This window comes from Neorhizobium puerariae (assembly GCF_042429745.1).
Lineage (GTDB): Bacteria > Pseudomonadota > Alphaproteobacteria > Rhizobiales > Rhizobiaceae > Neorhizobium > Neorhizobium puerariae.
In genome coordinates this window covers 235,946-261,290 of the sequence record NZ_JBHMAA010000011.1, presented here as the reverse complement: position 1 = coordinate 261,290, position 25,345 = coordinate 235,946, and the positions used below count along the sequence as shown (strand labels likewise).

General features: G+C 65.0%; 25 protein-coding genes. 3 read left to right on the top strand and 22 right to left on the bottom strand.

The features are described from left to right. The first annotated feature begins 117 nt into the window (after positions 1-117). The 3 genes from ACFFP0_RS09960 to ACFFP0_RS09950 all read left to right on the top strand — a co-directional run bounded on the left by ACFFP0_RS09960 (position 118) and on the right by ACFFP0_RS09950 (position 4,164). The gene (locus ACFFP0_RS09960) at positions 118-1,347 is read left to right on the top strand and encodes an ROK family transcriptional regulator (RefSeq protein WP_377259813.1); all 1,230 of its coding nucleotides are present in this window, start codon (positions 118-120) and stop codon (positions 1,345-1,347) included. A 116-nt stretch (positions 1,348-1,463) separates the two neighbouring features. Further along, positions 1,464-2,219, top strand: coding sequence for a helix-turn-helix domain-containing protein (locus ACFFP0_RS09955; RefSeq protein ID WP_377259810.1), 756 nt, complete (start codon positions 1,464-1,466; stop codon positions 2,217-2,219). Between the two features lie 22 nt (positions 2,220-2,241). After that, positions 2,242-4,164, top strand: coding sequence for a hybrid sensor histidine kinase/response regulator (locus ACFFP0_RS09950; RefSeq protein WP_377259807.1), 1,923 nt, complete (start codon positions 2,242-2,244; stop codon positions 4,162-4,164). A 99-nt stretch (positions 4,165-4,263) separates the two neighbouring features. Here the strand turns inward: ACFFP0_RS09950 and ccoS are convergent, their stop codons facing one another. The 22 genes from ccoS to pdxA all read right to left on the bottom strand — a co-directional run bounded on the left by ccoS (position 4,264) and on the right by pdxA (position 25,199). Then, the gene (ccoS, locus tag ACFFP0_RS09945; RefSeq protein WP_377259804.1) at positions 4,264-4,410 is read right to left on the bottom strand and encodes a cbb3-type cytochrome oxidase assembly protein CcoS; all 147 of its coding nucleotides are present in this window, start codon (positions 4,408-4,410) and stop codon (positions 4,264-4,266) included. Beyond that, positions 4,407-6,695, bottom strand: coding sequence for a cation-translocating P-type ATPase (locus ACFFP0_RS09940; RefSeq protein ID WP_377259801.1), 2,289 nt, complete (start codon positions 6,693-6,695; stop codon positions 4,407-4,409). Before ACFFP0_RS09940 ends, ccoS begins: the two co-directional genes overlap by 4 nt. Beyond that, positions 6,692-7,186 (bottom strand): FixH family protein, encoded by a 495-nt coding sequence (locus tag ACFFP0_RS09935; RefSeq protein ID WP_377259798.1) that lies wholly within the window; start codon positions 7,184-7,186, stop codon positions 6,692-6,694. Before ACFFP0_RS09935 ends, ACFFP0_RS09940 begins: the two co-directional genes overlap by 4 nt. After that, the gene (gene ccoG / locus ACFFP0_RS09930; RefSeq protein WP_377259795.1) at positions 7,183-8,775 is read right to left on the bottom strand and encodes a cytochrome c oxidase accessory protein CcoG; all 1,593 of its coding nucleotides are present in this window, start codon (positions 8,773-8,775) and stop codon (positions 7,183-7,185) included. The genes ACFFP0_RS09935 and ccoG overlap by 4 nt, the downstream gene beginning before the upstream one ends. Positions 8,776-8,986: 211 nt before the next feature. Continuing rightward, entirely contained in the window at positions 8,987-9,850 is an 864-nt protein-coding gene (gene ccoP / locus ACFFP0_RS09925) for a cytochrome-c oxidase, cbb3-type subunit III (protein ID WP_377259792.1), read from the bottom strand. A 3-nt stretch (positions 9,851-9,853) separates the two neighbouring features. Beyond that, the gene (locus ACFFP0_RS09920; protein WP_377259789.1) at positions 9,854-10,006 is read right to left on the bottom strand and encodes a cbb3-type cytochrome c oxidase subunit 3; all 153 of its coding nucleotides are present in this window, start codon (positions 10,004-10,006) and stop codon (positions 9,854-9,856) included. A gap of 11 nt (positions 10,007-10,017) precedes the next feature. Continuing rightward, on the bottom strand, positions 10,018-10,749 hold the full coding sequence (gene ccoO, locus ACFFP0_RS09915; protein ID WP_377259786.1) for a cytochrome-c oxidase, cbb3-type subunit II: 732 nt from the start codon (positions 10,747-10,749) through the stop codon (positions 10,018-10,020). 12 nt (positions 10,750-10,761) lie between these two features. Beyond that, positions 10,762-12,387, bottom strand: coding sequence for a cytochrome-c oxidase, cbb3-type subunit I (gene ccoN / locus ACFFP0_RS09910; protein WP_377259783.1), 1,626 nt, complete (start codon positions 12,385-12,387; stop codon positions 10,762-10,764). 327 nt (positions 12,388-12,714) lie between these two features. Continuing rightward, positions 12,715-13,773: an ABC transporter ATP-binding protein gene (locus ACFFP0_RS09905; RefSeq protein ID WP_377259780.1), complete on the bottom strand. Its 1,059-nt coding sequence runs from the start codon at positions 13,771-13,773 to the stop codon at positions 12,715-12,717. 5 nt (positions 13,774-13,778) lie between these two features. Further along, the gene (locus ACFFP0_RS09900) at positions 13,779-14,567 is read right to left on the bottom strand and encodes an ABC transporter permease (protein ID WP_377259777.1); all 789 of its coding nucleotides are present in this window, start codon (positions 14,565-14,567) and stop codon (positions 13,779-13,781) included. Between the two features lie 5 nt (positions 14,568-14,572). After that, positions 14,573-15,397 (bottom strand): ABC transporter permease, encoded by an 825-nt coding sequence (locus ACFFP0_RS09895; protein ID WP_377259774.1) that lies wholly within the window; start codon positions 15,395-15,397, stop codon positions 14,573-14,575. 194 nt (positions 15,398-15,591) lie between these two features. Next, positions 15,592-16,632, bottom strand: coding sequence for an ABC transporter substrate-binding protein (locus tag ACFFP0_RS09890; protein ID WP_377259771.1), 1,041 nt, complete (start codon positions 16,630-16,632; stop codon positions 15,592-15,594). A 203-nt stretch (positions 16,633-16,835) separates the two neighbouring features. Further along, on the bottom strand, positions 16,836-17,339 hold the full coding sequence (locus ACFFP0_RS09885; protein ID WP_377259768.1) for a hypothetical protein: 504 nt from the start codon (positions 17,337-17,339) through the stop codon (positions 16,836-16,838). Further along, positions 17,336-17,953 (bottom strand): hypothetical protein, encoded by a 618-nt coding sequence (locus ACFFP0_RS09880; protein WP_377259765.1) that lies wholly within the window; start codon positions 17,951-17,953, stop codon positions 17,336-17,338. The genes ACFFP0_RS09885 and ACFFP0_RS09880 overlap by 4 nt, the downstream gene beginning before the upstream one ends. Beyond that, the gene (locus tag ACFFP0_RS09875; RefSeq protein ID WP_377259762.1) at positions 17,950-18,567 is read right to left on the bottom strand and encodes a hypothetical protein; all 618 of its coding nucleotides are present in this window, start codon (positions 18,565-18,567) and stop codon (positions 17,950-17,952) included. Before ACFFP0_RS09875 ends, ACFFP0_RS09880 begins: the two co-directional genes overlap by 4 nt. Next, a complete protein-coding gene (locus tag ACFFP0_RS09870) occupies positions 18,564-19,325 on the bottom strand; it encodes an ABC transporter ATP-binding protein (protein WP_377259760.1) in 762 nt (253 codons plus the stop codon). Before ACFFP0_RS09870 ends, ACFFP0_RS09875 begins: the two co-directional genes overlap by 4 nt. Beyond that, the gene (locus tag ACFFP0_RS09865) at positions 19,322-20,386 is read right to left on the bottom strand and encodes a FecCD family ABC transporter permease (RefSeq protein WP_377259757.1); all 1,065 of its coding nucleotides are present in this window, start codon (positions 20,384-20,386) and stop codon (positions 19,322-19,324) included. The genes ACFFP0_RS09870 and ACFFP0_RS09865 overlap by 4 nt, the downstream gene beginning before the upstream one ends. A 3-nt stretch (positions 20,387-20,389) precedes the next feature. Next, the gene (locus ACFFP0_RS09860) at positions 20,390-21,481 is read right to left on the bottom strand and encodes an ABC transporter substrate-binding protein (protein WP_377259754.1); all 1,092 of its coding nucleotides are present in this window, start codon (positions 21,479-21,481) and stop codon (positions 20,390-20,392) included. Between the two features lie 113 nt (positions 21,482-21,594). Then, positions 21,595-22,485, bottom strand: a complete 891-nt coding sequence (locus ACFFP0_RS09855) for a DMT family transporter (protein WP_377259751.1) — start codon at positions 22,483-22,485, stop codon at positions 21,595-21,597. Positions 22,486-22,625: 140 nt separating this feature from the next. After that, positions 22,626-23,393, bottom strand: a complete 768-nt coding sequence (locus ACFFP0_RS09850; RefSeq protein WP_377259748.1) for a fumarylacetoacetate hydrolase family protein — start codon at positions 23,391-23,393, stop codon at positions 22,626-22,628. Positions 23,394-23,427: 34 nt separating this feature from the next. Further along, positions 23,428-24,195 (bottom strand): HpcH/HpaI aldolase family protein, encoded by a 768-nt coding sequence (locus ACFFP0_RS09845; RefSeq protein ID WP_377259745.1) that lies wholly within the window; start codon positions 24,193-24,195, stop codon positions 23,428-23,430. Continuing rightward, complete coding sequence (gene pdxA / locus ACFFP0_RS09840) at positions 24,192-25,199, bottom strand: 4-hydroxythreonine-4-phosphate dehydrogenase PdxA (RefSeq protein WP_377259741.1); 1,008 nt, start codon at positions 25,197-25,199, stop codon at positions 24,192-24,194. The genes ACFFP0_RS09845 and pdxA overlap by 4 nt, the downstream gene beginning before the upstream one ends. Between the last annotated feature and the right edge of the window lie 146 nt (positions 25,200-25,345).

The window sequence follows — 25,345 nt, the reverse complement described above, 5'->3', positions numbered from 1 at the left end:
CGGAATTCCGATGCCCACTCGCGTTATATCCTTGCAGTTTTGCCGTGAAATATCAAAAAGCTGTGCGGCCTCAGCAAGGTGCGGTGCATGAAGGGGGAATTCCGGGAGGAAAGGTGGATGTCGGTTTCGGACAATGTGGCGCCGCTGGGGAATTTCACCGGTGGTTCCAATCAGGTGCGCGTCAGGGCCTATAACGAAAGGCTTGTCCTTTCGCTGGTGCGTCTTCACGGATCGATGTCGAAAGCCGACATCACCCGGCGCAGCGGGCTTTCCGCGCAGACCGTTTCCGTCATCATGCGGGCGCTCGAAAAGGACGGCCTGCTCCTGCGGGGAGAGCCGGTGCGCGGCCGGGTGGGGCAGCCTTCGGTGCCGATGCGTCTCAATCCCGATGCGGTCTATTCGTTCGGGGTGAAGATAGGCCGGCGCAGCGCCGACCTCGTGCTGATCGACTTCGTCGGCCGCATCCGCCTGCAACATCACGAGACCTACGCCTATCCGCTTCCCGCAAAGATAATCGAGATCATCACGGCGGGCATCGAAAGGCTCGAAGGGCAGCTCGACGAACTGCAGCGAAGCCGGATCGCGGGGATCGGGATTGCGGCGCCGTTCGAACTCTGGAACTGGGCGGACGAGGTGGGGGCTCCGGCAGGGGCGATGGACGTCTGGCGCGGGTTCGACCTGCAGGGGGAAATCGCGGGCCGGGTCAGGCACGCGGTCTACCTGCAGAACGATGCGACCAGCGCCTGCGGGGCGGAACTGGTGTTCGGCGTCGGGCCGTCCTATCCGGATTTCGTATATTTCTTCATCGGCTCTTTCGTCGGCGGCGGGATCGTCCTGAATTCGGCGATATTCTCCGGCCGGACGGGAACCGCCGGGGCCGTGGCGCCGCTTCCGGTTCGCGGCAGGGACGGGGCCACGCGCCAGCTGCTGGACATCGCCTCGATCTTCGTCCTGGAGAACCTCCTGCGGGAGCGGAACATCGACCCGGAGCCGCTCTGGTATTCCGCCGACGACTGGATCGATTTCGGCGAACCGCTGGACATCTGGATTCAGGAGACGGCCGGCGCGCTCGCCCAGGCCATCATCGCCGCAGCCTCGATCATCGATTTCGGGGCGGCCGTGATCGACGGCGGTTTTCCGTCCTGGGTGCGCAGGCGCATCGTGGCCTCGACCATCAAGGCGGTGGCGGAACTCGACCTGCAGGGGGTGATCATCCCCGATATCATCGAGGGGCAGGTAGGCTCCCAGGCCCGCGCGATCGGCGGCGCCAGCCTGCCGATATTCGCGAAATACCTCACCGACCCGAGCGTGCTGTTCAAGGAAGTGCCGGAACTGGCGCTCTCCTGAAGCGCCTTTGCCCTGTTACAGACTGTTACCAAATCGAACCGTTTTTCACATGCGCGGCATCCGCATGTTACTTGAAGAAGGTCAATTCCTCCGCAGAAAGAACGGAGGCCAAGCCAGTGTTTCTCAGCAGCTATGCGAATTCCCACCAGGTCGCGAAAGCCACTCCCTTCAAGGAAGCTGACAGCCTGCATGGGCTCTTTTCCAGGCAGCCGGCCGAGCATCTGGCGATAGGCCAGTCCCTGTTCTTCGAGGGTGACGAGACCCGGCACGTTTTCGAGGTCGTGGAAGGCACGCTGCGGATTTTCCGGATCATCTCGGACGGCAGGCGGGTGATCACCGGTTTCCTGTATGCCGGCGACATCGTCGGCGTTTCGCTGAAGGAGCGCTATCTCTACAGTGCGGAGGCGATCACCCCGACCAAGGTACGCCGGCTGGCGCGCCGGGCCTTCGACGATGCGGTCGCCGATTCCGACGAATTGCGCCCCGAAGTCTTCTCCCGGGTCTGCGACGAGATGGCCGCCGTGCAGGATCAGCTGGTGCTGCTGTCGAGCAAGACGGCCGAAGAGCGGCTTTGCACCTTCCTGCTCAGGCATCTGCGGCGCATGATCGCCGGCGGCAACCGCGAGACCACGATCGAACTGCCGATGACCCGCCAGGACATGGCGGATTATCTCGGCCTCACCATCGAGACGGTATCGCGCACGATCACCAAGCTGATCGGCAAGGGCGTCGTGAATGTCACGAACCCCGCCGCACGCCATTTCATCAAGATCGAGAAGCCGGGCATGCTGGCCCAGCTCGCGGGAGACGGCGGCGAATGTCCCGAAGCGCTTCACGACCTGATGGCGCAGGGAGATCGCCGGCGCCACTGACATATATCCTGGCAGGTCCACCATGAGCGGGAATACGGCCATCGTCGCGACGACCACCAACCTCCTCGACGCCGTCACGAATGTGCTCGACGATGCCAATCTGATCGTCCATGGGGAAGACGGGGTCATCAGCCAGTGGACGAACGGCTGCGAGCATCTCTATGGCTGGAAGAAGGCGGAAGCCGTCGGCAGGATCGTGTACGACCTCCTCGCGGCGCGGTTTCCGCTGCCGCTCGACGAGATCCGCCGTCGCGTCCGGGAAGATCACGGATGGGAAGGGGAGGTCGTCCACCGCCACAAGGATGGCCATCCGGTGTTCGTGGCCACGCGATGGGTCGCCGTAAACCCGTCCCGGGGCGAGAAAGCGGTGATCATCCAGACAAACAACGACATCACCGAAATGAAGAGGGTGCAGGACGATCTCGCCGCGCGGGAAGCGCATCTGCGCTCGATCCTCGACACCGTGCCCGAGGCGATGGTCGTCATCGACGAGGCGGGCATCATCACATCCTTCAGCGCCGCCGCCGAGCGGCTTTTCGGCTTTTCCAGCAGCGAGATGGTCGGCAATACCGTCAACGCGCTGATGCCCGCGCCGGCGAAGGAGGCGCATGACAATTATCTTTCCCGCTACAAGAGAACGGGAGAGCGCCGCATCATCGGTTACGGCCGCGTCGTCATGGGACAGCGCAAGGATGGATCGATATTCCCGATGGAGCTTGCGGTCGGCGAGACTGTCACCAGCGGCAAGCGCATCTTCACCGGTTTCATCCGGGACCTGACCAGCCGTCACAGGATGGAGGAGGAGCTCCGGCAATCGCAGAAGATGGAAGCGATCGGCCAGCTCACCGGCGGTCTGGCGCATGATTTCAACAATCTGCTGACCGTCATCGGCGGCAATCTCGAAATGATCGAGAGCAAGCTCTCGGACGAGAGACTGCTCGTGCTGCTGCGCGAGGCGCAGGATGCCGCCGAAGACGGCGCCAAGCTGACCGGCCAGCTGCTGGCCTTCGGACGCCGCCAGCCGCTCAATCCCAGGCTCGCCGATATCGGCACTCTGATTTCGGGGTTCTCGAATCTCCTGCGGCGAAGCGTCGGGGAGACCATCGAATTGCGGACCGTCGTGAACGGCGCTTCCAACGAGGCGCTGGTGGACGCCCCGCAGCTTCAGAACGCGCTTCTCAATCTGGTGATCAACGCCCGGGACGCGATGCCGCGCGGCGGCAAGCTGACGATCGAGGTTTCCCGGGTGAAGCTCGATGTCGATTATGCCCAGATGTATCCGCCTGTGCGTACCGGAGACTATGTGCTGATCTCCGTGACGGATACCGGCACGGGGATGAGCCCGGATGTGAGGGAAAAGGCGTTCGAGCCGTTTTTCACCACCAAGGGGCTGGGAGCGGGCACGGGGCTTGGCCTTTCCATGGTCTACGGCTTCGCCAAGCAGTCGGGCGGCAATGTCCAGCTCTACAGCGAGCCCGGGCAGGGGACCAGCGTCAGGATTTTCCTGCCGGCCGTCAGCAAGGTGGATATCGATCTGGGGCTGGGGACCATGGGTTTCCGCAGGGCGACCGAAATCCCCGGAGGTATCGAGAAGGTCCTCGTCGTCGAAGACGATCCGCGCGTGCGCCGGGTTACCGTTTCGCGCCTGATGGACTTCGGATACCGCGTTCTCGAAGCGTCGAACGGGATCGAAGCGCTCGACCGGCTCACCCAGAACGACGACATCGCGCTTCTCTTCACCGACATCGCCATGCCGGGCGGGATGACCGGCGACGAACTGGCGAGCGAAGTCCGCAGCCTGCGGCCGGACATCAAGGTTCTGTTCACGTCGGGTTATGCGGAGCCGGCGATCGCCGGGCGCGAGCTTGCCCATTCCGGAAGCTGGCTGAGAAAACCCTATACCGCCAGAGAACTCGCCACGCGGCTCCGCGAGATTCTGGACTGACTTCCCCGAAAAACGACCGACTTCCCCTGAAAACGAGGGGAATGACCGCCATTCCGGGTCATGCCCGGACGGCCGTCCGGTCGCGACGGGCCGGCGGCATCACTCGGGCGGATCTTCCTCCAGTATTCTCCAGGCCGCTCCGTCGAGATCGTCGTATTGCCCGCTTTTCAGCGACCAGAGGAAGGCGAAGAGGCCCAGCCCTCCGAGGAAAAGCGCGATGGGAATGAGGTAGATCAGCATGTTCATGCGAGTCGGGCCTCCCCGGAATGTGCGGAACCGATCCCGGCTTCGGAAAAGGCCGCATGGCTCGCCTGTCCGGACCGGTTGAGCCGCAGCGCATTGGCGACCACGATGATGGACGAGGTCGACATGGCGACGGCGGCGATCAGCGGCGTCGCGTAACCGGCAAGCGCGATCGGCACGGCGATGACGTTGTAGCCGATGGCGAGCGCGAAGTTCTGGCGGATCAGCCGCCCGGCGCGCCGCGAGACGTCGATCGCCAGCGGCACCGCTTCAAGGCTTTCGTGCATGAAGACGAAGTCGGCGGCCTGGCGGCCGATGTCGGCCGCCGTCGCAGGCGCGATCGACACATGCGCCGCGGCGAGCGCCGGGGCGTCGTTGATGCCGTCGCCGACCATCAGGACCCTGTGTCCCTCTCCCGCCAGCGAACGGCAGAATTCGGCCTTCTCCTTCGGAGACAGCTCGGACTTCCACTGGTCGATGCCGAGGCGGTTGGCGAGGCTGCGCACGGCGCCGGCGCGGTCGCCCGAAAGGATGCCGCTCGACAGGCCCTCCACGAGAAGATCGTCGATCGCCTCGCGCGCGTCCGGACGCAGGGCGTCCTCGAAGCGGAAGCAGGCGAGTTCCTTTCCGTCGCGCGACAGCACGACTTCGAGATCGGCGTCGGCCGGCGACCGGGCATTCGCATCCCCGCAGGCGAAGCGGCGATTGCCGAGGCGGTAGGTTCCCTTGTTGGTGTGCCCCTCAAGGCCCTTGCCCGGCAGTTCGACGACCTCGTCGAAGACGGGAACCGGGCCTGTGGCAAGGCCGTAAAGGGCCTTCGAGAGCGGATGGCGCGAATGTCCGGCGAGGCCTGCGGCGACCGCAAGATGGCATGGCGTCGCCTTGCCGGTGTCGACCAGCTTCGGCCGGCCGAGGGTCAGGGTGCCCGTCTTGTCGAAGAGCACGGTGTCGATCTCGGCCAGCCGCTCCATGGCGGAACCGTCCTTGACCATGATGCCGTTCCTGAACAGCCGCCCGGCCGCGACGACCTGCACCACGGGCACCGCAAGCCCCAGCGCGCAGGGGCAGGTGATGATGAGAACCGCGATGGCGATCAGCATCGCCTGTTTCCAGTCGCCGCCGATGAACCCCCAGGACAGGAAGGCGGTGAGCGCCAGGAGATGGACGGCGGGCGAATAATATTGCGCGGCGCGGTCGGCGATGCGGCGGTAACGCGCGCGTCCGCCTTCGGCGGCTTCCATCAGCCCGATGATTTCCGAAAGGAACGAATTCCTGGCCGCCGCCGTCGCCTTCAGGACCAGCGGGCCCGTGAGGCTGAGCGTTCCGGCCTGGATCGCATCGCCCGGCCTGACCGGCCGTGGCGCGCTCTCGCCGTTGACGATCGAGACATCGAGGTCGCTCGCGCCGCTTTCCACGATCCCGTCCACCGGCACGCGTTCACCCATGGCGATCGAGACCCTGTCCCCCGGGGCGATGTCCTCGACGGCGCGGTATTCCCGCGAGCCGTCCGCGCCGACGACCATCGCGCCGCGCGGAGAAAGCCTTGCAAGCCCGGTGATCGCGGCCCGCGCCCGGTCGCGCATGATGTGGTCGAGGGTGCGGCCGATCAGCAGGAAGAACAGCAGCGATGCGGTCGCATCGAACCAGGCATGTTCTCCGTGGTGCATGGTCTCCCAGAGGGAAACCGCATAGGAAAGCGTGATGGCGAGCGCGATCGGCACGTCCATGTTCGTGCGGCCACGGCGGAGCGCTTTCCACGCCGACTGGTAGAAGAAACGTCCGCCATAGATGAGCGCCGGCGCGGCGATCATGGCCGAGATCCAGTGGAAGAGATCGCGCGTCGCGGCGTCCGCTCCCGACCAGACGGAAACGGAAAGCAGCATGATGTTGGCGGCGGCGAAACCCGTGAGCGCGACGGCCCGGATCAGGTCGCGCTGCAGCTTTTCTCCCGTATCCCCGTCGGCCGAAAAGAGATGCGCGTCGTAGCCCGTCGCATCGACGATCGCCTTCACGAGGGTGCCGGGGTCCGTCGGCTCGCTTCCGATCTTCTCCTTCCAGACGACGGACACGCGCTTCGTCGACAGGTTGACACGCGCGCGCTCCACCACTGGAAGCGCCCTCAGCGCCTTTTCGATGGTCGTGATGCAGGTGCCGCAATGGACCTGCGGCACGCTGAGATCGGTCTGGCGCAAGCCGGGGCCGACGACCCGGCTGGACAGCAGGAGTTCTTCCGGGGAGGGCAGGGCATGCTCCAGGGAGCCTTCGACGCCCGGTGCGCAGCAGCTCATTGTTGCCCCCTCAGGACTGCGACGCGTTCGGCCTGGTGCAGGATGCGCTTGCCGTCCCGAAAGGCGCTGGCTTCGACGATCCAGTGGCCGGGCAGCACCTGGTGCGTGGCGGTGAAGACGCCCTTGGCCCCGGGCGCGAGGTCGAGTTCGAAATCCTGATGCTCCCCGACGGGCCGCTTGAAACGGAGCACCAGGCTGTCGGCCGCGACCGGCCCGTCCTTGGGGTGGAAGACCTCGTAGCGCACATCCGAGCCGTTGATGGCCAGCTTGCCGGTGACCCCGGTTGCCGCGAGCGCCCGCGCCTCCTCGGCCTTTCCGTTGAACTGCTGGCTGGCGACATAGGTGTTTTCCGCCACCAGCCCGCTCCAGCTCGTCACGGCGTTGTAGGCCATGTAGAAATTCACCGAGATGATCGTCCCGAAAAACATCACCATGACGCCCACCATATGCCATCCGGTGAAGACGAAGGACTTCTGTTGGGTCGTGCTCATTTTCTGGCTCCCGGCGTGTTGAAGACCGCTCCGCGGACGTCCTTTTCGTGGCTGGACCGGTCCTCGGCGATGAAATGGAAATCCTCGGCTTCCGTGGATATCGCTCCCTTGGGAAGGGTGACGAAGATCTTGAGCGCCAGCGTCTTGTCCGGCTCCACCTGCACGGCGAAGAGGCGGCCGGGCACGTCGGTGATGCCGGTGATCTTCATCGTCGCTTCCGGAAGGCCGTCCATCGAGATCAGGATGGTGCGCGGTTCGGGGATCATGTTGAGCAGCCTGATCGTATAGCCGTTGCGGATCGATCCGTCCGATTCCAGCACGAATTGCGGATTGCGGTCATGCAGGACGTTGATCTCCAGCCGGTCGCGCGAAAGAAGCGCATAGACGAGGCCGATGCCGACGGCCGCCCAGACGCTGAAATAGAGCAGCGTGCGGGGGCGGAAGATGATCCGCCAGTTGAAATGGCGGACCTTGTCGGCGAAGGACCCGTCCGGATTGCGCACCCGCGCCGGCTCGATGACCGTCGTGCCGCCATTGGTGGCAAGCGCCATGTTCGCTTCGTATTCGCTGAGCGTCGCATAGGCGATGAGGCCCCGCGGCTTGCCGATCTTGTCCATCACCCCGTCGCAGGCATCGATACAGAGCGCACAGGTGATGCAGGCGAGCTGCTGCCCGTCGCGGATGTCGATGCCCATGGGACAGACGGCCACGCAGGCGTTGCAGTCGACGCAGTCGCCGACCGGCTGGCCGGCGGCCGCGGCCTTCTTGGCGTGCCGGCTGCGCGGCTCCCCGCGCCAGTCGTTATAGGTGACGACCAGCGAATTCTCGTCGAGCATGGCCGCCTGGATGCGCGGCCAGGGGCACATGTAGATGCAGACCTGCTCGCGCATCAGCCCGCCGAGCACATAGGTGGTGCCGGTCAGGATCGCGACGGTCGAATACGCGACGCCGGCCGCCTGGCCCGTGACGAAATCGAAGGCGAGGGAGGGCGCATCGGCGAAGTAGAAGATCCAGGCGCCGCCAGTGGCGATCGCGATCACGATCCAGGTGGCGTGCTTGGCGACGCGCTTCCAGAGCTTGTCGAAGCTCCACGGCGCCGCGTCGAGCTTCATGCGGGCGTTCCGGTCACCCTCGAAGAACCGCTCGACGGCCAGGAAGAGATCGACCCAGACGGTCTGCGGACAGGTATAACCGCACCAGGCGCGGCCGACCGCGGATGTGACGAGGAACAGGCCGAATCCCGCCATGACCAGAAGCCCGGCGACGAAGAAGAATTCCTGCGGCCAGATCTCGATGAAGAAGAAATAGAAGCGGCGGCTCGCCAGATCGACAAGCACCGCCTGGTCGGGCGCAAAGGGGCCGCGGTCCCAGCGAATCCAGGGCGTCAGGTAATAGATGCCGAGGGTGATGAGCATCACCAGCCACTTGAAACGCCGGAACTGCCCTTCGGCCCGTTTCGGGAAGATCTTCCTGCGCTTTTCGTAGAGGGGCTGGCGCGGCTTGCCGGGCGCATGCACCGGCTGAACGTCTATACGTTCCACGGATGCGTCGTCGTTCGGGTCCAGACCGGGGGCACTGTAGAGATTCATGGGAGCGATCCTTTGTCCCATACCTTGTCGCACCAAGCCCCGTCCCGATCCTTGACTTAAGTCAACAATGGACTCCCCGATGGCCGGAACCGGCTGCGACAAAGCGACCTCCGCTGCCAATGAAACGGGGCAGGCACGCAGAGGCCACCGGCAGAACAGGTGAAAGGCCGCACACATGCGCGGCCTTTCCTCCTTTTTCATAAGAGGGCTGTTACTCCCCGCCACCCAGAGAATGGATGTAGACGGTGAGCTGCTTGACGGTCGTGTCGCCGAGACGGCCGGCCCAGGCCGGCATCACGCCATGCTTCGGCGAGCGCACCTGGTTGGCGATATCCGCCTCGGTGCTCACCTTCAGCCAGATGGCGTCGGCAAGATCGGGAGCGCCCATCTCGCGATTGCCCTTCGCATCCTCGCCGTGGCAGGAGGCGCAGTTGTCGGCGAACACCTGCTTGCCGGCGTCCACGAGCGAAGGATCGTGCGGGGTGCCGGTCAGGCTGATGACGTAGGCAGCCACCTGCCGGACTTCCTCCGGCTTCAGCATGTCGGCGAAGGCCGGCATTTCCGAAACCCGGGTCTCCGGATCGACGCTGTCGCGGATACCGTGGGCAATGGTCTGGTGGATGGCGTTGACATCGCCGCCCCACAGCCAGTCGTCGTCGTTGAGGTTCGGGTAGCCCTGGCCGCCGGTCGCGCCGGTGCCGTGGCACGGCGTGCAGTTGACGCGGAAGGCCGCGGCGCCGCCCGCCGTCGCAAACTGCGCGAGCTGCGGATCGGCGATGATTTCCTCCAGCGACGCGCTCGATATCTTCTCCAGCACCGCGCCCTGCGCCGCCCTGGCGGCGTTCATGTCGGCGGCGAGTTCCGCGCGGCTCGAGAATCCGAGCACGCCCTTCGTCGCCTCGTTGATCATCGGCCATGCCGGATAGAGGACGCAATAGCCGATCGCCCACAGGATCGTCGCGTAGAAGGTATAGACCCACCAGCGCGGCATGGGGTTGTTGAGTTCGCGGATGCCGTCCCACTCGTGGCCGGTGGTCTCGACGCCGCTGAGATCATCGATATGTTTGTCCGCCATGTCTCAATCCTCCTTCAGAGGGATCTGGGCGGCCTCGTTGGCTGAGGCTTTCGCGCCGGGGCGCAGGGTGAAGACGAGAACGCCGAGAAAGAAGAGGGTCATGGCGAGCAGACCCCAGCTGTCGGCGAAGTGGCGCATGGCCGTGTAGATTTCCATCTGCCTTCTCCTCAGCGATAACCGGCGGCATCGTCATAGGTCGAGAAGTCGACCAGCGTGCCGAGCATCTGCAGATAGGCGATCAGCGCGTCCATCTCCGTCAGGTTTTTCGGGTCGCCGTCGAAATCCCCGACCTTGGCTTTGGGGTAGCGGGCAAGCAGTCCGGACGTGTCGGCGTTCGGGTTGGCCTGGGCCGCCAGGTCGGCCTTGGCGTTCTCCAGCATCTCGTCCGAATAGGGGACGCCGACGGCGCGGTTGGCCTTGAGCTCCATGGAGACGTCGGCAATCTTGAGCGGGGTCTCCTTGAGGAAGGAGTAGCTCGGCATGACCGATTCCGGAACCACGTCGCGCGGCTCGATCAGGTGCTGTACGTGCCACTCGTTCGAGTAGCGGTCGCCGACGCGGGCGAGATCGGGTCCCGTGCGCTTCGAACCCCACTGGAACGGATGGTCGTACATCGATTCCGCGGCCAGCGAATAATGGCCGTAGCGCTCCACCTCGTCGCGGAAGGGGCGGATCATCTGGCTGTGACAGACGTAGCAGCCTTCACGGATGTAGATGTTCCGGCCCGCCAGTTCGAGCGGCGAGTAGGGCCGCATCCCTTCCACCTTTTCGATCGTGTTCTGAAGGTAGAAGAGCGGGGCGATTTCCACGATGCCGCCGATCGAGACGACGAGCAGCGAACCGACGAGAAGAAGCGTCGCGTTGCGTTCGATGATGTGGTGTTTGTCGAGTATGGACATGTGCGAAGCTCCTTACTCGGCCGGCTGCAGGGCAGGCGCGAGCGCGCCGCCGATCGGGGCTTCCCTGCGCTGGTAGCCGAGGATGGTCATGGTGATGTTGAAGGCCATGATGAGCGCTCCGGCGAGGAAGAGCCCGCCGCCGACGGCGCGAAGCACGTAGTAGGGGAACATGGCCGCGACGGTTTCCGCGAAGGAATAGACGAGGAAGCCCTGGTCGTCGTATTCGCGCCACATCAGGCCCTGCTGCACGCCGGCGACCCACATGACCGCCGCGTAGACGACGATGCCGAGCGTGGCGAGCCAGAAGTGCCAGTTGACCATGCGGACCGAATAGAGGCGCTCGCGCTTCCAGAGCTTGGGAACGAGGTAGTACATCGCGCCGAAGGTGATGAGGCCGTTCCAGCCGAGTGCGCCGGAATGCACATGGCCGATCGTCCAGTCCGTGTAGTGGCTGAGCGAGTTGACGGCCTTGATCGACATCATCGGCCCTTCGAAGGTCGCCATGCCGTAGAAGGCGACGGCCATGACCATCATTCGGACGATCGGGTCGGTGCGGATCTTGTCCCAGGCGCCCGAAAGCGTCATCAGGCCGTTGATCATGCCGCCCCAGGAGGGCATCCACAGCATGACGGAGAAGACCATGCCGAGCGTCTGCGCCCAGTCGGGCAGGGCGGTGTAGTGCAGGTGGTGCGGACCGGCCCAGATGTACATGAAGATCAGGGCCCAGAAGTGGATGATCGACAGGCGGTAGGAATAGACCGGACGGTTCACCTGCTTCGGAATGAAGTAGTACATCATGCCGAGGAAGCCGGCCGTCAGGAAGAAGCCGACGGCGTTGTGGCCGTACCACCACTGGGTCAGCGCATCCTGGACGCCCGAGAACGCCGAGTAGCTCTTGAACCCGAGGAAGGAGACCGGTACAGCCAGGTTGTTCACCACATGCAGCATGGCGATGGTGACGATGAAGGCGAGATAGAACCAGTTCGCCACATAGATATGCGGCTCCTTGCGGACCAGGATCGTGCCCAGGAAGACGGCCAGGTAGGCGACCCAGACGATCGTCAGCCAGACGTCCACATACCATTCCGGCTCGGCGTATTCGCGGGCCTGGGTGATGCCCAGCAGGTAGCCGGTCGCGGCCATGACGATGAAGAGCTGGTAGCCCCAGAAGACGAACCACGCGAGGTCGCCGCCGAAGAGCCGGGCGCGCGACGTGCGCTGGACCACGTAGAAGGAGGTGGCGATCAGCGCGTTGCCCCCGAAGGCGAAGATGACCGCCGAGGTATGTAGCGGACGCATGCGGCCGAAATTGAACCACGGCTCGATATTGAGGTCCGGAAAGGCAAGCTGCAGCGCCACGACGACGCCGACCAGGAAGCCGACGACGCCCCAGAATACCGTGGCGATGGCGCCGTATTTGATGACTTCGTCGAAATACTCGGATTTCACCGAGAGGTTCGACGCCTGTCCCGCCGGCGCGAAGGAAATCCGGCGGAGCATGACGATGGTGCTGATGAGCAGCACGAAGAACAGGACCCACATGTGGGCGGCGAACAGACTGTCATGGGCAAAGGCAGCCCCAAGCAGGGCGAGGAAGGTGCCTATCGCCAGCAAGATGGTTTCGGAGACATGATTCATGGTCTTGGGCCTCGCAACGCGGATGCGCGGTGCTGGTTGGTGGATTGCTGACCATGTTCTGCTGACACACGGAATGTTGAAGCGCTTTGATTTGTGTCAACGACGCGGCGGGAGCGCCTGCAGCCGCACGGCCGGATGCCCGGTCCGGTTGCGCCCCGAAGGGGCCGCCCGCAGCCGCATCGCGGGCTTCGCCATTCAAATGCGGGCGTTTCGCGGCATCGCACGGGACCTGCCCGGCCGTGTTGCCGATTTGCCGCTATGCCTGAAATCCTGCCGGTGGCGAGCGGGGATCTGGCGCCGCCGCGGCCTTCGGCGGCAAGTCCCTGATCAGTCTTCCGGATCGAGGATGCAGCACTGTTCGGGAACCGGCGTGAGGACGGCCGCGATTCCCGCATCCAGGGGATCGGAAAGGGCGCCGTTGGCGGTGATCTCGCCGGCCGCCGTCGCGCATTTGTACTGATAGGCGCGGCCGAGATAGGTGCGCATGCCGAGCGTCGCGGGAATGCCTTCGCCCTCGCGGCGGACCGACAGGCCGTCGGCGCGGCAGGCGAGCACGAAGTCGTCCCCGATCGGCCCGAACATGTCCTGTGAAAGATGCAGCCTGGTTCCGCCGGCGGCCTCCGCCGTCACGGTCGCGCCCTGCCGCCCGGTCACCTTCATGCGAATCAGGTTCTCGAAGCCGACGAACCGGGCGACGAAGGCGTTCGCGGGCTTGCGATAGAGCACCTCCGGCGTGTCGAGCTGCAGGATGCGGCCGGCGTTCATGATCGCCACCCGGTCGGAAATCGAGAACGCCTCTTCCTGGTCGTGGGTGACATAAAGCGAGGTCGTGCCATTGGCGCGCTGGAGCTGGCGGATCTCGACGCGCATGTCGATCCTGAGCTTTGCATCGAGGTTGGAAAGCGGCTCGTCGAACATCAGCAGCGGCGGCTCGATGACCAGCGCGCGGGCGAGCGCCACCCGCTGCTTCTGGCCGCCGGAAAGGGCGGCGGGAAGCCGGTCGGCAAGCGGTGCAAGGCCGACGCGCTCCAGCATGGCCTTCGCCCGCTTCTCGCGGTCGGCCCTTGCGATGCCGCGCTGTTTGAGGCCGAAGGCGACGTTGTCGAGCACCGAAAGGTGCGGAAAGAGCGCGTAGTTCTGGAAGACGAGGCCGATATCGCGGGCGTGGGCGGGCAGTGCCGTGAGGTCCCTCTCGCCTAGCCGCACCGTGCCTGCGGTCGGCTGCAGGAAACCCGCGACGATGCGCAGCGTCGTCGTCTTGCCGCAGCCGCTTGAGCCGAGGAGCGAAACGAGTTCGCCGGCCGCGACCGAGAGTGACAGGTCTTTCAGAACCTGGGTGGTTCCGTAGTGGGCGACAAGGTTTTCGATGGTCAGGGATACGGTCACGGGGGCTACTTTGTCAGGAAGGTGAGGCCGAGCGTCGCTTCGACGATCGCCATGACGCCGACGGTGACCATCATCAGGAGCACGGAGACGGATGCGATCGTCGGATCGAAGAACTGTTCCATATGGGCGAGGATCTGGATCGGCAGGGTGGAGATGCCGGGGCCGGTCAGGAAGACCGAGACGGAAACGTCGTTGATCGAGGTGATGAAGGCGAGGATGAAGGCGGCGATGACGCCGGCGCGGATGTTCGGCAGCACCACCGTCATGAAGGTCTTCACCGGCGGACAGCCGAGGCTGCGGGCCGCCTCCTCGATGGAAAAGTCGAAGGCGGCGAGGCTTGCGCCGACCACCCGCACCGAATAGGGCAGCACAAGCAGCGCATGGCCGAGGAGGAGGCTCGGGAAGACCGGCAGGCCGAGGCCGATCGTGATCGACTTGAGCAGCGAGAAGCCGAAGACGATTTCCGGCACCAGGATCGGCAGCACGAAGAGCGTGGAAAGCCAGCGCGGCAGCTCCACCCGGTAGCGGTTCAGCGCGTAGGCGGCGGGGATGCCGATCAGAAGCGAAAGCGCGGTGCCGAGGAAGGCGACCTGCAGGCTGGTCAGCGCCGTGCGGCGGAAGGCCTCGATCTGGAAGATGTTGGCGAACCAGCGCAGGCTGAGGCCCTGCGGTGGAAAGGTCAGGTAGGTCGTGTCGCTCAAGGACGCGCCGACGATGATGACGAGCGGCGCCAGCAGGAAGAGGAAGACGAGGCCGGCGAAGGCGCCGAGAAGGGGATGGATGCGTACCGGCATCTGGATCACACCGCCATCGGGTTCAGCCGCCGGGCGATCCGGCTCATGATGGTGACGACGGCGATGGTGATGACCACCATGATCGCCGCGATGGTGGACGCCCCGACCCAGTCGAAGGTCACCATGGCGCGCTGATAGAGGAACGTGCCCATCATCATCTGCTTTTCTCCGCCGAGAAGCTGGGGGGTCGCGTAGGAGGTGAAGCTGCCGGTGAAGACCAGCACCGCGCCGACGATGAGGCCGGGGGTCGCAAGCGGCAGGATGACCTGCAGGAAGGTCGGGACCGGTTTTGCGCCGAGCGAGGCGGAGGCCTCGATCAGGTCGCGCGGAATGCCCTCCAGCACGCCGGTCAGTGTCAGGATCATCAGCGGCACGAAGAGATAGACCATGGCGACGATGACCGAGCCTTCCGTGTAAAGCATGGAAAGCGGCTCGGAGATCAGCCCGACCGACAGGAGGGACGTGTTGATGATGCCGTTCTTGCCGAGGATGATCAGCCAGGCGAAGGAGCGGACGACGACGCCGGTCAGCAGCGGAAACACCGCGGCGATGATCGCGATGCTTTTCAGCCGCCCCGGCATCTGGGCGATGACATAGGCCGTGACGAAACCGATGACGAGCGAGATCGCCGTGGTGATCAGCGCCACCTCCAGCGTGCGCCAGAGCACGGCGCGGCGGAAACCGCTGTTGAAGAAGGCGGCATAGGTGGAGAATACGCCTTTCGTCTCACCGAACGTGGTGGCGATGGTGAGGGCCACGGGGATGATCAGCAGCACTACGACAGCGATCGTCGCGGGTAGTGGCAGGCCCCATTTGGCGAGTTTGGTCATTGGGTTCATTATCTCACGTCGAGGTCGTGGCCCCCTCATCCGGCCCTTCGGGCCCCCTTCTCCCCGAGGGGAGAAGGGGAGGTGCCGCACCGTTGCCGTTCCTCCTCTCCCCAGCGGGAAGAGGGTGGCCGAGCAAAGCGGAGGCCGGGTGAGGGGCCGCTTGCTCTGACCTCAATTGGTTACGGCGGTCAACCTTACTTCCCAAACACCTCATTCCACTGATCGATCCACTCGGTCTTCGCAGCATTCATCTTCGAATAGCTGATCAGGCTGAGGCTTCCGACCTGCTCCGCACCATAGGTCCAGATCTTCGCCTGTTCCGGGGTGAGCACCACCTTGGTGTTGATCGGCGCGTCGACGCCCTGTTCGGCTTCCTTCTGCTGCACGTCCTTCGACAGGATGAAGTCGATGAACTTGTAGGCCAGATCGAGGTTCTCGGTGCCCTTGGAAATGTTGATCGTGTTGACCGTGGCAATATCGCCTTCCTTGAGCTTCGCCCATGTCATGGTCTTCACCGCGGCCTGCATGGAAGTGAGCGTGAAGTCCTGCGCCATGGCGACGCGCACTTCACCGGTCGAGATCAGGTTCACCAGTTCGGAACCTGTATTGTAGTTCTTCACGACGTTCGGCTTCAGCGCCTCGATGGCCTTGAAGGTCTTTTCCGTGTCGGCATAAGGGTCGACGCCCGCGTGCTTGCCAGCCTGGATGACGGCCATCGGGCCGGCGGTGGTGGTGATGCCCGGCAGCGAGACCGCGCTCTTCAGGTCCGGACGCCACAGGTCGCCCCAGGAGGCGATCGGCGGATTGACCTTGGCGGCGTCATAGACGAGCCCGACGCGGCCGATCGTGTAGGCCGGGCCGTATTTGCCCTGCGGCGTGCGGCCGAGTTCGTAGATTTCCGAAAGGTTCGGGATCTTGGCGGGGTCGATCTCCCTGAACAGGCCCTGCTCGATGCCGAGCTGCGAGAAACTGTCGGAGAGATAGATGACGTCGACGCCCTTGCCGTCGCGCAGTTTCAGCTTGTTCAGCCGGTCGGCGTTGTTGCCGGTTTCGAAGACGATGTCGCAGCCACAGATCTTCTTGAACGGCTCGATGATGTTGGCATTCATCTTCTCGCCGTTATAGCCCCACCAGGAAATGGTGAAGGTCTTCGACTGCGCGCTCGCGGTCGCTGCGCCGCCGAACGTCGCGAGCACTGCAAGGGTTGCCAATTGTGTGAAGCGAATGGCCTTCATGAGGCGTGTCCTTTTGAAAAAAGAGGCGGCGTTGGTTGCTCCCCCGGGTCCCCCTGGGAATTGAGGGGGATACTATTTTTTGAACGGTCGCCCCGCAAGCTCAATAATTGGGCATCGACGGATTTGAACAGTTGGTTCCCGCCGCCATATTTCCGCTGCCGGCCCCTGCGGTTCAGGAGCCTGTCGAAGGACTGGAGGAGAGGTCACGCCTCTTCGTAGATCTGCTCGGCCGGAGCCGCGAGCAGCCGGTCGGCCATTTCCTGCTTGAGGTAGGTGAGGCGTTCTTCTTCGTCAGCCGTGCGGCCCTGTTTCTGCCCGAGCCGGATGAACTCTTCGCGGACATGGCCTTCCCGGAGCTGGACGGTGACGGTCCTCTCCCGATAGGTGAACTCGAACACGTAGCGTTGCAGGATGTCGCCGCGCTCCGGCCTGTCGAGCGCCGGATCGACCGTATAGCGGCCTTCCGTCAGACAGCGCGTCACTATTTCGAAGGCGTCCCGGCCGCCGGGGCCGCGAAAGGCGGTGCGGATCGAAATCTCGCGCCGTTCCGGCGGACCCTCGGGGCTGATCAGCGGCAATGCCCGCTGCATCGCCTTGAACGCATGGGCGACGCCGCCCGGAAAGCCGAAGCCATGATAGTGCATCAGGTCGGCAAAGCCATAGGAGAGCGGCTTGCCGTCTTCGAGAACGTCGATCGTATCGGTCATTGTCTTGCTCCGTCCAGCGCCTCGCGCATCCAGGGCAGGAACCCGTCCAGGAAGCGTGTCGTCGCCGGCATGAAATGCGATCCGTGATGAAAGCAGGGATCGAGGCTGCTGATGATCAGGCGGCCGGGCGTCGTGACCTCGTCCACGTAGAGGATCGGCTTTCCCTCGCCGTTGACGGCCAGGACCTCGGCGCCCTCCGGCGGGTCGAACCAGCCGTGCAGGTGCCAGGCCAGGTCCTTCTGCCCGAGGCGGCGGAAGAGCGGATGGCCGGGCGAGGCGATGCGGACGCCGAGATCCGCGCCAGGGGTGAGCCACCACCACCAGTCCGTCGGCTGCGGCGTGAAGGCGATGCCCGGCAGGAAGACGTTCCAGGCGGTCTCGCCGGTGGCGACGATCGTGCCGCCCTGGTCGAGATAGGCGCGAAGCTGCGCGGCATGCGGCGCCATGCGGTCGGCCGGCGTGCGGCAGGGGATGAAGACGACGGCGTGCCGGGAGAGGTCCTCGCCGGGCAGGTCCTCCGGGCGCACGAGCCTGTCGAAATAACCGGCGTAACGCGGCGCTTCGAGCGTTTCGATATGGTAATAGGCGCCCGGGTGGATCGCGAGGATCGTCATTGGTTCAGCTCCCCGGAAAGCCACGCGACGGCGCGCGCGGCAAGCAGCTTCTTCGTTTCGGGATCGTCGCCGCATCCCCAGAATTCGTTGCCGGCATGCGACAGGATTTCACCGCCCGCGGGGCGCGCCCAGATCCAGTCGACCGGCACCCTGGCCGGACCGAGCGCGTTGATCACGATGGCGCCTTCCGGCGGCGGGTTGTGGCCGCGGCCGTAGAAGCCCGCGACGCCGCGGTTGGTTTCGAGCAGCTTCTGGTCGATGCCCGCGAAGATCGGATGCTCGAAGAGCCGGCTCTGGTCGAAATCCGCCCGCTTCGGCTGGGGCATGGGCCGGTAGACGCCAAGCTCGGGCAGAATGGGGCGCAGGATATGGCCGTTGTAGATCCACCGGCCGCCGCGATCGAGGAAGGCGGTGACCGCCTGCGCGAAGCGCTGGAAACCGATCTGGTCGAGATGGGTGGTGGTGATCAGCCCGCGCGCCTCGTCAAGGTTGACAGCTGTCAACTCCATCTCGCGTACGATCTTCATCCGGCCCGAAGCGACGGCTTCCGCGAACGGCGGAGCGGTCATGCCGAACGGCTCCTGGTAATGCGACTGGATCATCAGAACGGTCATGCGGCGCGAATTCCTGCAAAGGCGGGCAGAACGGCCCGGTGGGGTTCTCCGGACGGTCCGGCAATCTCCACGACCCGCATCGGCACGCCGTAGAGATGTTCCAGATGCGCGGGCGTGATCGTCTCGGCGACCGGGCCGAACAGGGGCGGCTGGCCGTCCGGCATCATCAGCAGGGCGTCGTCCGCGGCCGTCAGCGCATGGTTCGGGTCGTGGGTGGTGAAGACGATCGCCTTGTCGCGCGGCTTTCGCAGCGCGTTGAGCAGCGCCAGCAGCCGTTCCTGGTTGTGAAGATCGAGGGCGGCCGCCGGTTCGTCGAGCACGAGCGCCTCGGAACCGGTCGCGAGCGCGCGCGAAAGCAGCACGAGCTGCCGCTCCCCGCCCGACAGCCGGTCGAAGAAATGATCGGCGAAGCGGATGGCGCCGGCCCTTTCCAGCGCGGAACGGGCGATCTCGAAATCGGTCGGGCCAGGCTGGCCGAACAGGCCGAGATGAGCGGCGCGGCCCATGACGGCGATGTCGATCGCCCGGTAGCGCTGGTTGCTCGTGCCCGTCTGCGGCACATAACCGACGATCTCGGGCGCGATCCTTCGCCCAGCATCCAGCCGCTGGAAACCGAGCATGGCCTTCAGCGTGGTCGTCTTGCCGCGGCCGTTGGGGCCGAGGATGGCAAGCGTTCGGCCCACCGGAACGGAAAAGCTCAATCCATCGATGATCGTGCGCGATCCGAACCGGACGACGGCGCTTTCGAGGCCGATCATGAGGCATTCCTTTCGCGGTAGTGGTTGCGCAGCAGCACGGCGAAGATCGGCGCGCCGACCAGCGCGGTGATGACGCCGAGCGGGATTTCGGCGGCGGTCGCCGTGCGGGCGAGCGTGTCGATGATCACCATGAAGCCGGCTCCGAGCACGACTGCGGCCGGCAGCAGCGCACGGTGGTCATGGCCGACCAGAAGGCGTGCGGCATGCGGGATGACGATGCCGACCCAGCCGATGATGCCGGAGACGGCCACCTGGCTGCCGACGATGACGGCGATCAGCCCGAAGACCAGCCAGCGTTCGCGGGTCGTGTTCGCGCCAAGGCTTCGCGCCTCCGCCTCGTCGAGCGACAGGATGTTCAGGCGGAAGCGCAGCATCCACAGCAGCACGCCGCCGAGGAGGAGGCCGGGCGTCGCGATCAGCGTGCGCTCCCAGGTCGCCGTCGCGAAGGAGCCCATCAGCCAGTAGACGATGGCGGGCAGCGACGTATTGGGATCGGCGACGAACTGCAGGAGGGAAACCACCGCGGAGAACATGGAGCTGACGACGAGGCCGCAGAGGATGACCGTGACGGTCTCCGTGCGGCCGTTGATGCGCGACAGCATGCCGACGAGGATGAGCGCCACCATGCCGAACACGAACACCATGGCGATCAGCGGCAGGCCCCAGATGCCGAGCATGATGCCGAGCGCGCCGCCGAAGGCCGCCCCCTGGCTGATGCCGAGAATATCCGGGGAGACGAGCGGATTGCGGAAGACGCCCTGAAGGGCGGCGCCCGAGAGCGCCAGTCCCGCGCCGGCAAGTGCCGCCAGCACCACGCGCGGCGCGCGGACCAGAAGGACGATGCGCTCGTCGATCGCCCCGAGCTCGCGGGTCGGATCGGTGATGCCGAGCCAGATCAGCTCCAGCGCGCGCGTCGCCGGGACGGAGAAGCGGCCGACGCAGAGGCTGACCACGAAAGCGGCCGCAAACAGCGCCAGCAGCGCGGCGAACACGAGCGTCTGCCGGGCCATGCGGGTTCGGCGGGCGGCAGGGGCCGCCTCATCCTGTGTCACGGCCGCCATGGCCTACTTCGCCTTGAACTGGGCGTAGTTCGCGGCGCCGCCCTGTTCCGCGGTCCAGAGGATGCCGTCGATATCCGCGTCGGTCAGCTCGTAGTTGTAGAGCGTCCTGTAGGCGGTCTTCATCTCCGCCCGGACATCGTACTTGAAGACGTCGGGCTGGATGAGGTTGGCGGTCCACATCCACGAGAGCGGCGATTCCTGGTTCGGCGGGTCCCAGCGGTAGCCGCCGAGCGGCATCTTGTAGACGCGCCTGTTCTTCGCGGCCTTGGTGAGGGAGAGGACCGGGTCGCTGTAGACCCAGTCGACGTTGAGCTTCGCCTCGAAGGCGTTGAGGAAGATCACCTCGGGGTCCCACTGGGCGATCTGTTCCCTGTTGATCGAGACCGTGCCGTTGAGCTCGGCCGAGGCGTTCTTGCCGCCGGCGAGTTCGATGTACCAGGCATTGTAGTTGCCCTTGGTGCCCGAGGCGCTGATATCGGAAAGCGCGCGGCCCAGATAAAGAACGTTCGGACGCTTGTCCTCCGGGATCGATGTCGCCCTGGCCTCGATATCCTTCTGGACGCGGTCGCGCCATTCGACGAGTTCGACGATGCGCTCCGGCTTGCCGAGCGCCCTGGAGGCCATGGTCATGTATTCGCGGGTCAATTCCTCCGTGCCGTAGAGGATCAGCATGGTGGTGAGCCCGGCATTGGTGATCGGCGCGACGATGTCGTTGCCGCGGCCGCCCCACTGGATGACGAGGTCGGGGTTGGCGGCGGTCAGCGCCTCGACGTTCGGCACGAAATTCGGAGCCGTGACATCGGAGGCAATGTCCTTCGCTTCCGGGAAGATCTTGCCGAGAATGCCTTCCATCACCGCGCTCTTGGCGGTCGGGTTCATGCCGACGAGCTTTTTCGTGGACCCGTCGAGCGCGATCACCGTCGAGGCCATGGGGATGACGATCGAGACGATGCGCTGGGCCGCCCTGGCAAGCTTCACCTCGCGGTTTTCCTGATCCTTGAAAACGATCTCCTCCGCCGCGGCGCCATGCGCCAGAAAGCCGCAAAGAGCTGCGGCAAGAAGGCCGCGGGAGGCAATACGGATAAGCCGAACCATCATCTGTCCCCGATTGGTTGCTGCGTCGGGGAGCACTCCTAATCCGCGTTATGAATGTTGTCTACAAATCTCCACTTTAAATTTGTTTGCACGATCAATCGCTTTGATAACGTTCAACGCCGCCGCCGGCGGATGAGGCCGCCGGCCACGGGAAGCATGGTCGCGAGGAGGATGAGGATAGCGCCGCTCCAGGTCCGCAGCCCGGCGATCTCGCCGAAGATGAGCCAGGAGGCGATGGCGACGAAGGGCAGCCGCAGGAAATCCACCGGTGCGACATGCGAGGCGTCGGCGAGCGAAAACGCCTTCGTCATCAGCGACATGTTCACGGCGCCAAGCGCGCCTTGCAGCACGAGCAGGCCGCAGTCCCGAAGCCCCGGGGTTTCCCAGACGAAGAAGGCGGGGATCGCGGCGATCGGCACCGTCACGATCAGGTTCCAGGCCACGAGGGTCTCGACCGAATCCCGGTCGGACATGCGTTTCAGCATCAACTGGACGAGGGCCTGCAGGGCCGCCCCCGTGACGGCGAGCAGAAGCGCGATCGACGCGCCGCCCTCTCCGCCGGGGGCGATGATGACCATTGTGCCCGCGAAAGCCGCGAGGACCGCCAGTATCCGGGCGATGGTCAGCCGTTCGCCGAGCATCAGCCAGGCGCCGATGATCACGAAGACCGGCGCCGTGAACATGATGGCCGTCACGTCCGCCAGCGGTGCGGCTGCGAAGGCGGCGAAGCCGCAGACCAGCGAAAGCAGCTTGAGCGCGGCACGACTTGCATGGCGCAGCCGGTATCGGGTCCGCAATATCTGCGGGCGCAGCGCGATCCAGGGCAGGATCGTCATCAGCCCGCACAGGCTGCGGAAGAAGCCGATGACGAACGGATGCACGTCGTCGGCGAGCAGGCGGACGATGACCGCGTCGACGGCCGAAAGCGCCGCCGCGATGGTCGCGAACGCAAAGGCAAGCAGCGGGAAGGACTTCCCGACGAGGCGGGGTTCTGGCTCAGGCATCGGACATGACCCCGTCATTCCGCCCGCGTTCGTCCGTTGCCGGTCGCATCGGCTTCCCGGAGCGCGCCCGGCGAGAAAGAGATCGCCGATCGTGCTCCATCTCCGTGTTCTTGCGCGATTCCGAACGCAAAACCGTTTCTCTAGGACGCCAGGATCACGCTCATTGCGTATCTGCCGTCGATGAGGACATCGACCCTGCCGGGCGCTGCGAGCGGCATCGCGCCGGAAAGGGCGCCCGTCGTGATGATCGCGCCCGCCTTCAGCGATCCCTGCGGACGCGCGCCGTCATTGGCATAGGCTACCAGCCAGTCCAGGGTATCGCCGGCCGGGTGGCGGGCCGGTCCGTCGTAGAGGGTTTCTCCCTCCTGCGTCACCTTCAGCGGAAGGCCGCCGATCCCGTCGACAAGCGCTTTCGGAACCGCCGGCCCGAGGGCATAACCGCGATTGCCGATCCGGTCCGCCAGATAGAGCGGGAAGGAGAGCTTGCCGCTCTCCTGCACGGCCGTGGCAAGCAGTTCGCACCCGATATGGGCTTCGGATATCGCGTCGAGCACGTCGGAACGCGTATATGCCGTGGCCTGCGGGGGCAGGTCGCGGCCGAGCCGGACGGCGATCTCGACCTCGAACTTCATGCCGGGCAGGAAGAGCAGGCGGGCGGGCGTCGATGATGCCTCGTAAGGGTGGAGGGGAGCGACGACCGGTTGTCCGTCGGGCGTCATCGCCACCTTCCAGGCATGCCCGCCGGCCTCTTCGAGCCGGGCGAGGGCATTCTGCGCGTCCATGGCCTGGGTCAGGCCGCCGGGCAGCGCGAAGCTTGCGGTCGGCGCCACGCGGCCTTCTTTCCGCAGCGTGAACAGGGTTTTCGCCAGGGTGTCCGCGTCGAACGGGGCGGATGGAAATTCAGCCATGGGGGCCTCCGGGGATGGGAAACGACCGCGCCGGTCAGGCGCGCGCCAGCTTGAGGTGATCCGCGGCTGCGCGGTCCAGATGGTTGAGGTCCGACGAGATCGTCGCGAACGTGTAACCTTCCGCCAGCCGCCTCGAGGCGAGTTCTCCCGCCCCGGTATGGATGCCCGCAGCGATGCCGGCTTTTTTCGCGGCCGCCGAGATCCGCGCAAGGGCGGCCTCGAATTCCGCCGCCCGGTCCGGGTCGGTGATCGTCTGCCCGCCGAGCGCCAGCATCAGGTCGCCGGGTCCGACATAGATGCCGTCGACGCCCTCGACCGCGCAGATCTCCTCCAGATTGGCGAGGCCTTCCTCCGTCTCGATCATCACGATGCAGGCGACTTCCTCGTTCATCCGGGCGGTTTCCGGCCCGGAGCGGAGGCCGGCCCGCATCGGCCCGTAGGAACGCAGGCCTTCGCGCGGGAAACGGCACGCGCGGACGGCGGCCCTTGCCTGTTCGGCCGTATCGATCAGCGGCACGATGACGCCGCGCGCACCGGCATCGAGCACCTGCCCGATGAGATCGACGCTGTTGGAGGCGACCCGCACCATGCCGGCGCAGTCGTTCTTGCCGAGTGCTGCGCCCGCGTCGATGGCGATCAGGCCATTCAGGATCGCCTGGTAGTCGAGGAAACCGTGCTGCGCGTCGAAGCAGACATAGTCGTATCCATGGCGGGCGATGCGTTCCTGGACGGCGGGCACCGGAAGCTGCGTCCAGTAGCCGACGATCCGTTCACGGTTGCGTAGTCTCGCTGCGAAGCTCATGCGGCTGCCTTTTCGTGACGGTTGGTTGCGAGGCGCGCGGCATAATCCAGCGCGGACAACATGTTGACGTGGTTCGCCTTGCCCGTGCCGGCGATGTCGAAAGCCGTGCCGTGGTCGACGGAGGTGCGGTCGATCGGCAGGCCGAGGGAGACGTTCACGGCGCTGTCGAAGGCGACCAGCTTGATGGGGATATGCCCCTGGTCGTGATACTGGGCGACGACGAGATCGAAAGCGCCCTGATAGGCCCGGTGATAGACCGTGTCGGCCGAGATCGGGCCGACCGCATTGATGCCTTCGGCGCGGGCGGCCTCGACGCCGGGGCGGATGAACTCGTCGTCCTCCGTCCCGAACAGCCCGTTTTCCCCGCAATGGGGATTGATGCCGGCGACCGCGATGCGCGGGTCTTCGTAGCCCATCCGCTTCAGGTGTTCGTAGCCGGTGCGGATCGTCGCCAGGATGCGTTCCGGCCTGGCGCGCTCGATGGCGGTGCGGAGCGAGACATGGGTCGAGACGTGGATCACCTTCAGCCGTTCGGAGGCAAGCAGCATCCAGGAGGATTTCGAACCGGTCAGCGCGGCGAGCATGCCGGTATGGCCGTCATAATGGTGCCCGGCGGAATTCAGCGCCTCCTTGTTGATCGGCGCGGTCACGATGCCGGCGGCTTCCCCGGACTGGGCCATGCGAACGGCCGCCTCGATGTAACGGAAGCTTGCCTCCCCGCATTGCGGGGAAAGGACGCCGAAACGGCCGGGCAGGCCGTCGACGGGAACATGGCGGAGCGCAAGGCTGCCGCCGGCGCCGGGCGCACCCTGCGCATGGAAGGCGAGGTCTGAGCCGCAGGCCTCGGCCGCCCGCTTCATCGTATCGGCATCCCCGATCACGACGAAGCGTCTTCTTTCTTCGGGCGGGAGAGTGGCGATCGCCTTGACGATGACCTCGGCGCCGACGCCGGACGGATCTCCCATCGTGATCGCGATTGGGGCGCGTGTCTTGTCCTGAGCCATGATGGTCCTCCTGTTGCCGTTCTTAATGCCAGCAGTTTTCCCAAGTTGTCAACTTTTATAGAGGTGAAAATCGCTATGTGTGTTTTTGAAAACAAGTTTGATTATGAAGGCTTTCACGATTGGCTGTTTCGCTCTAGAATAGAAAA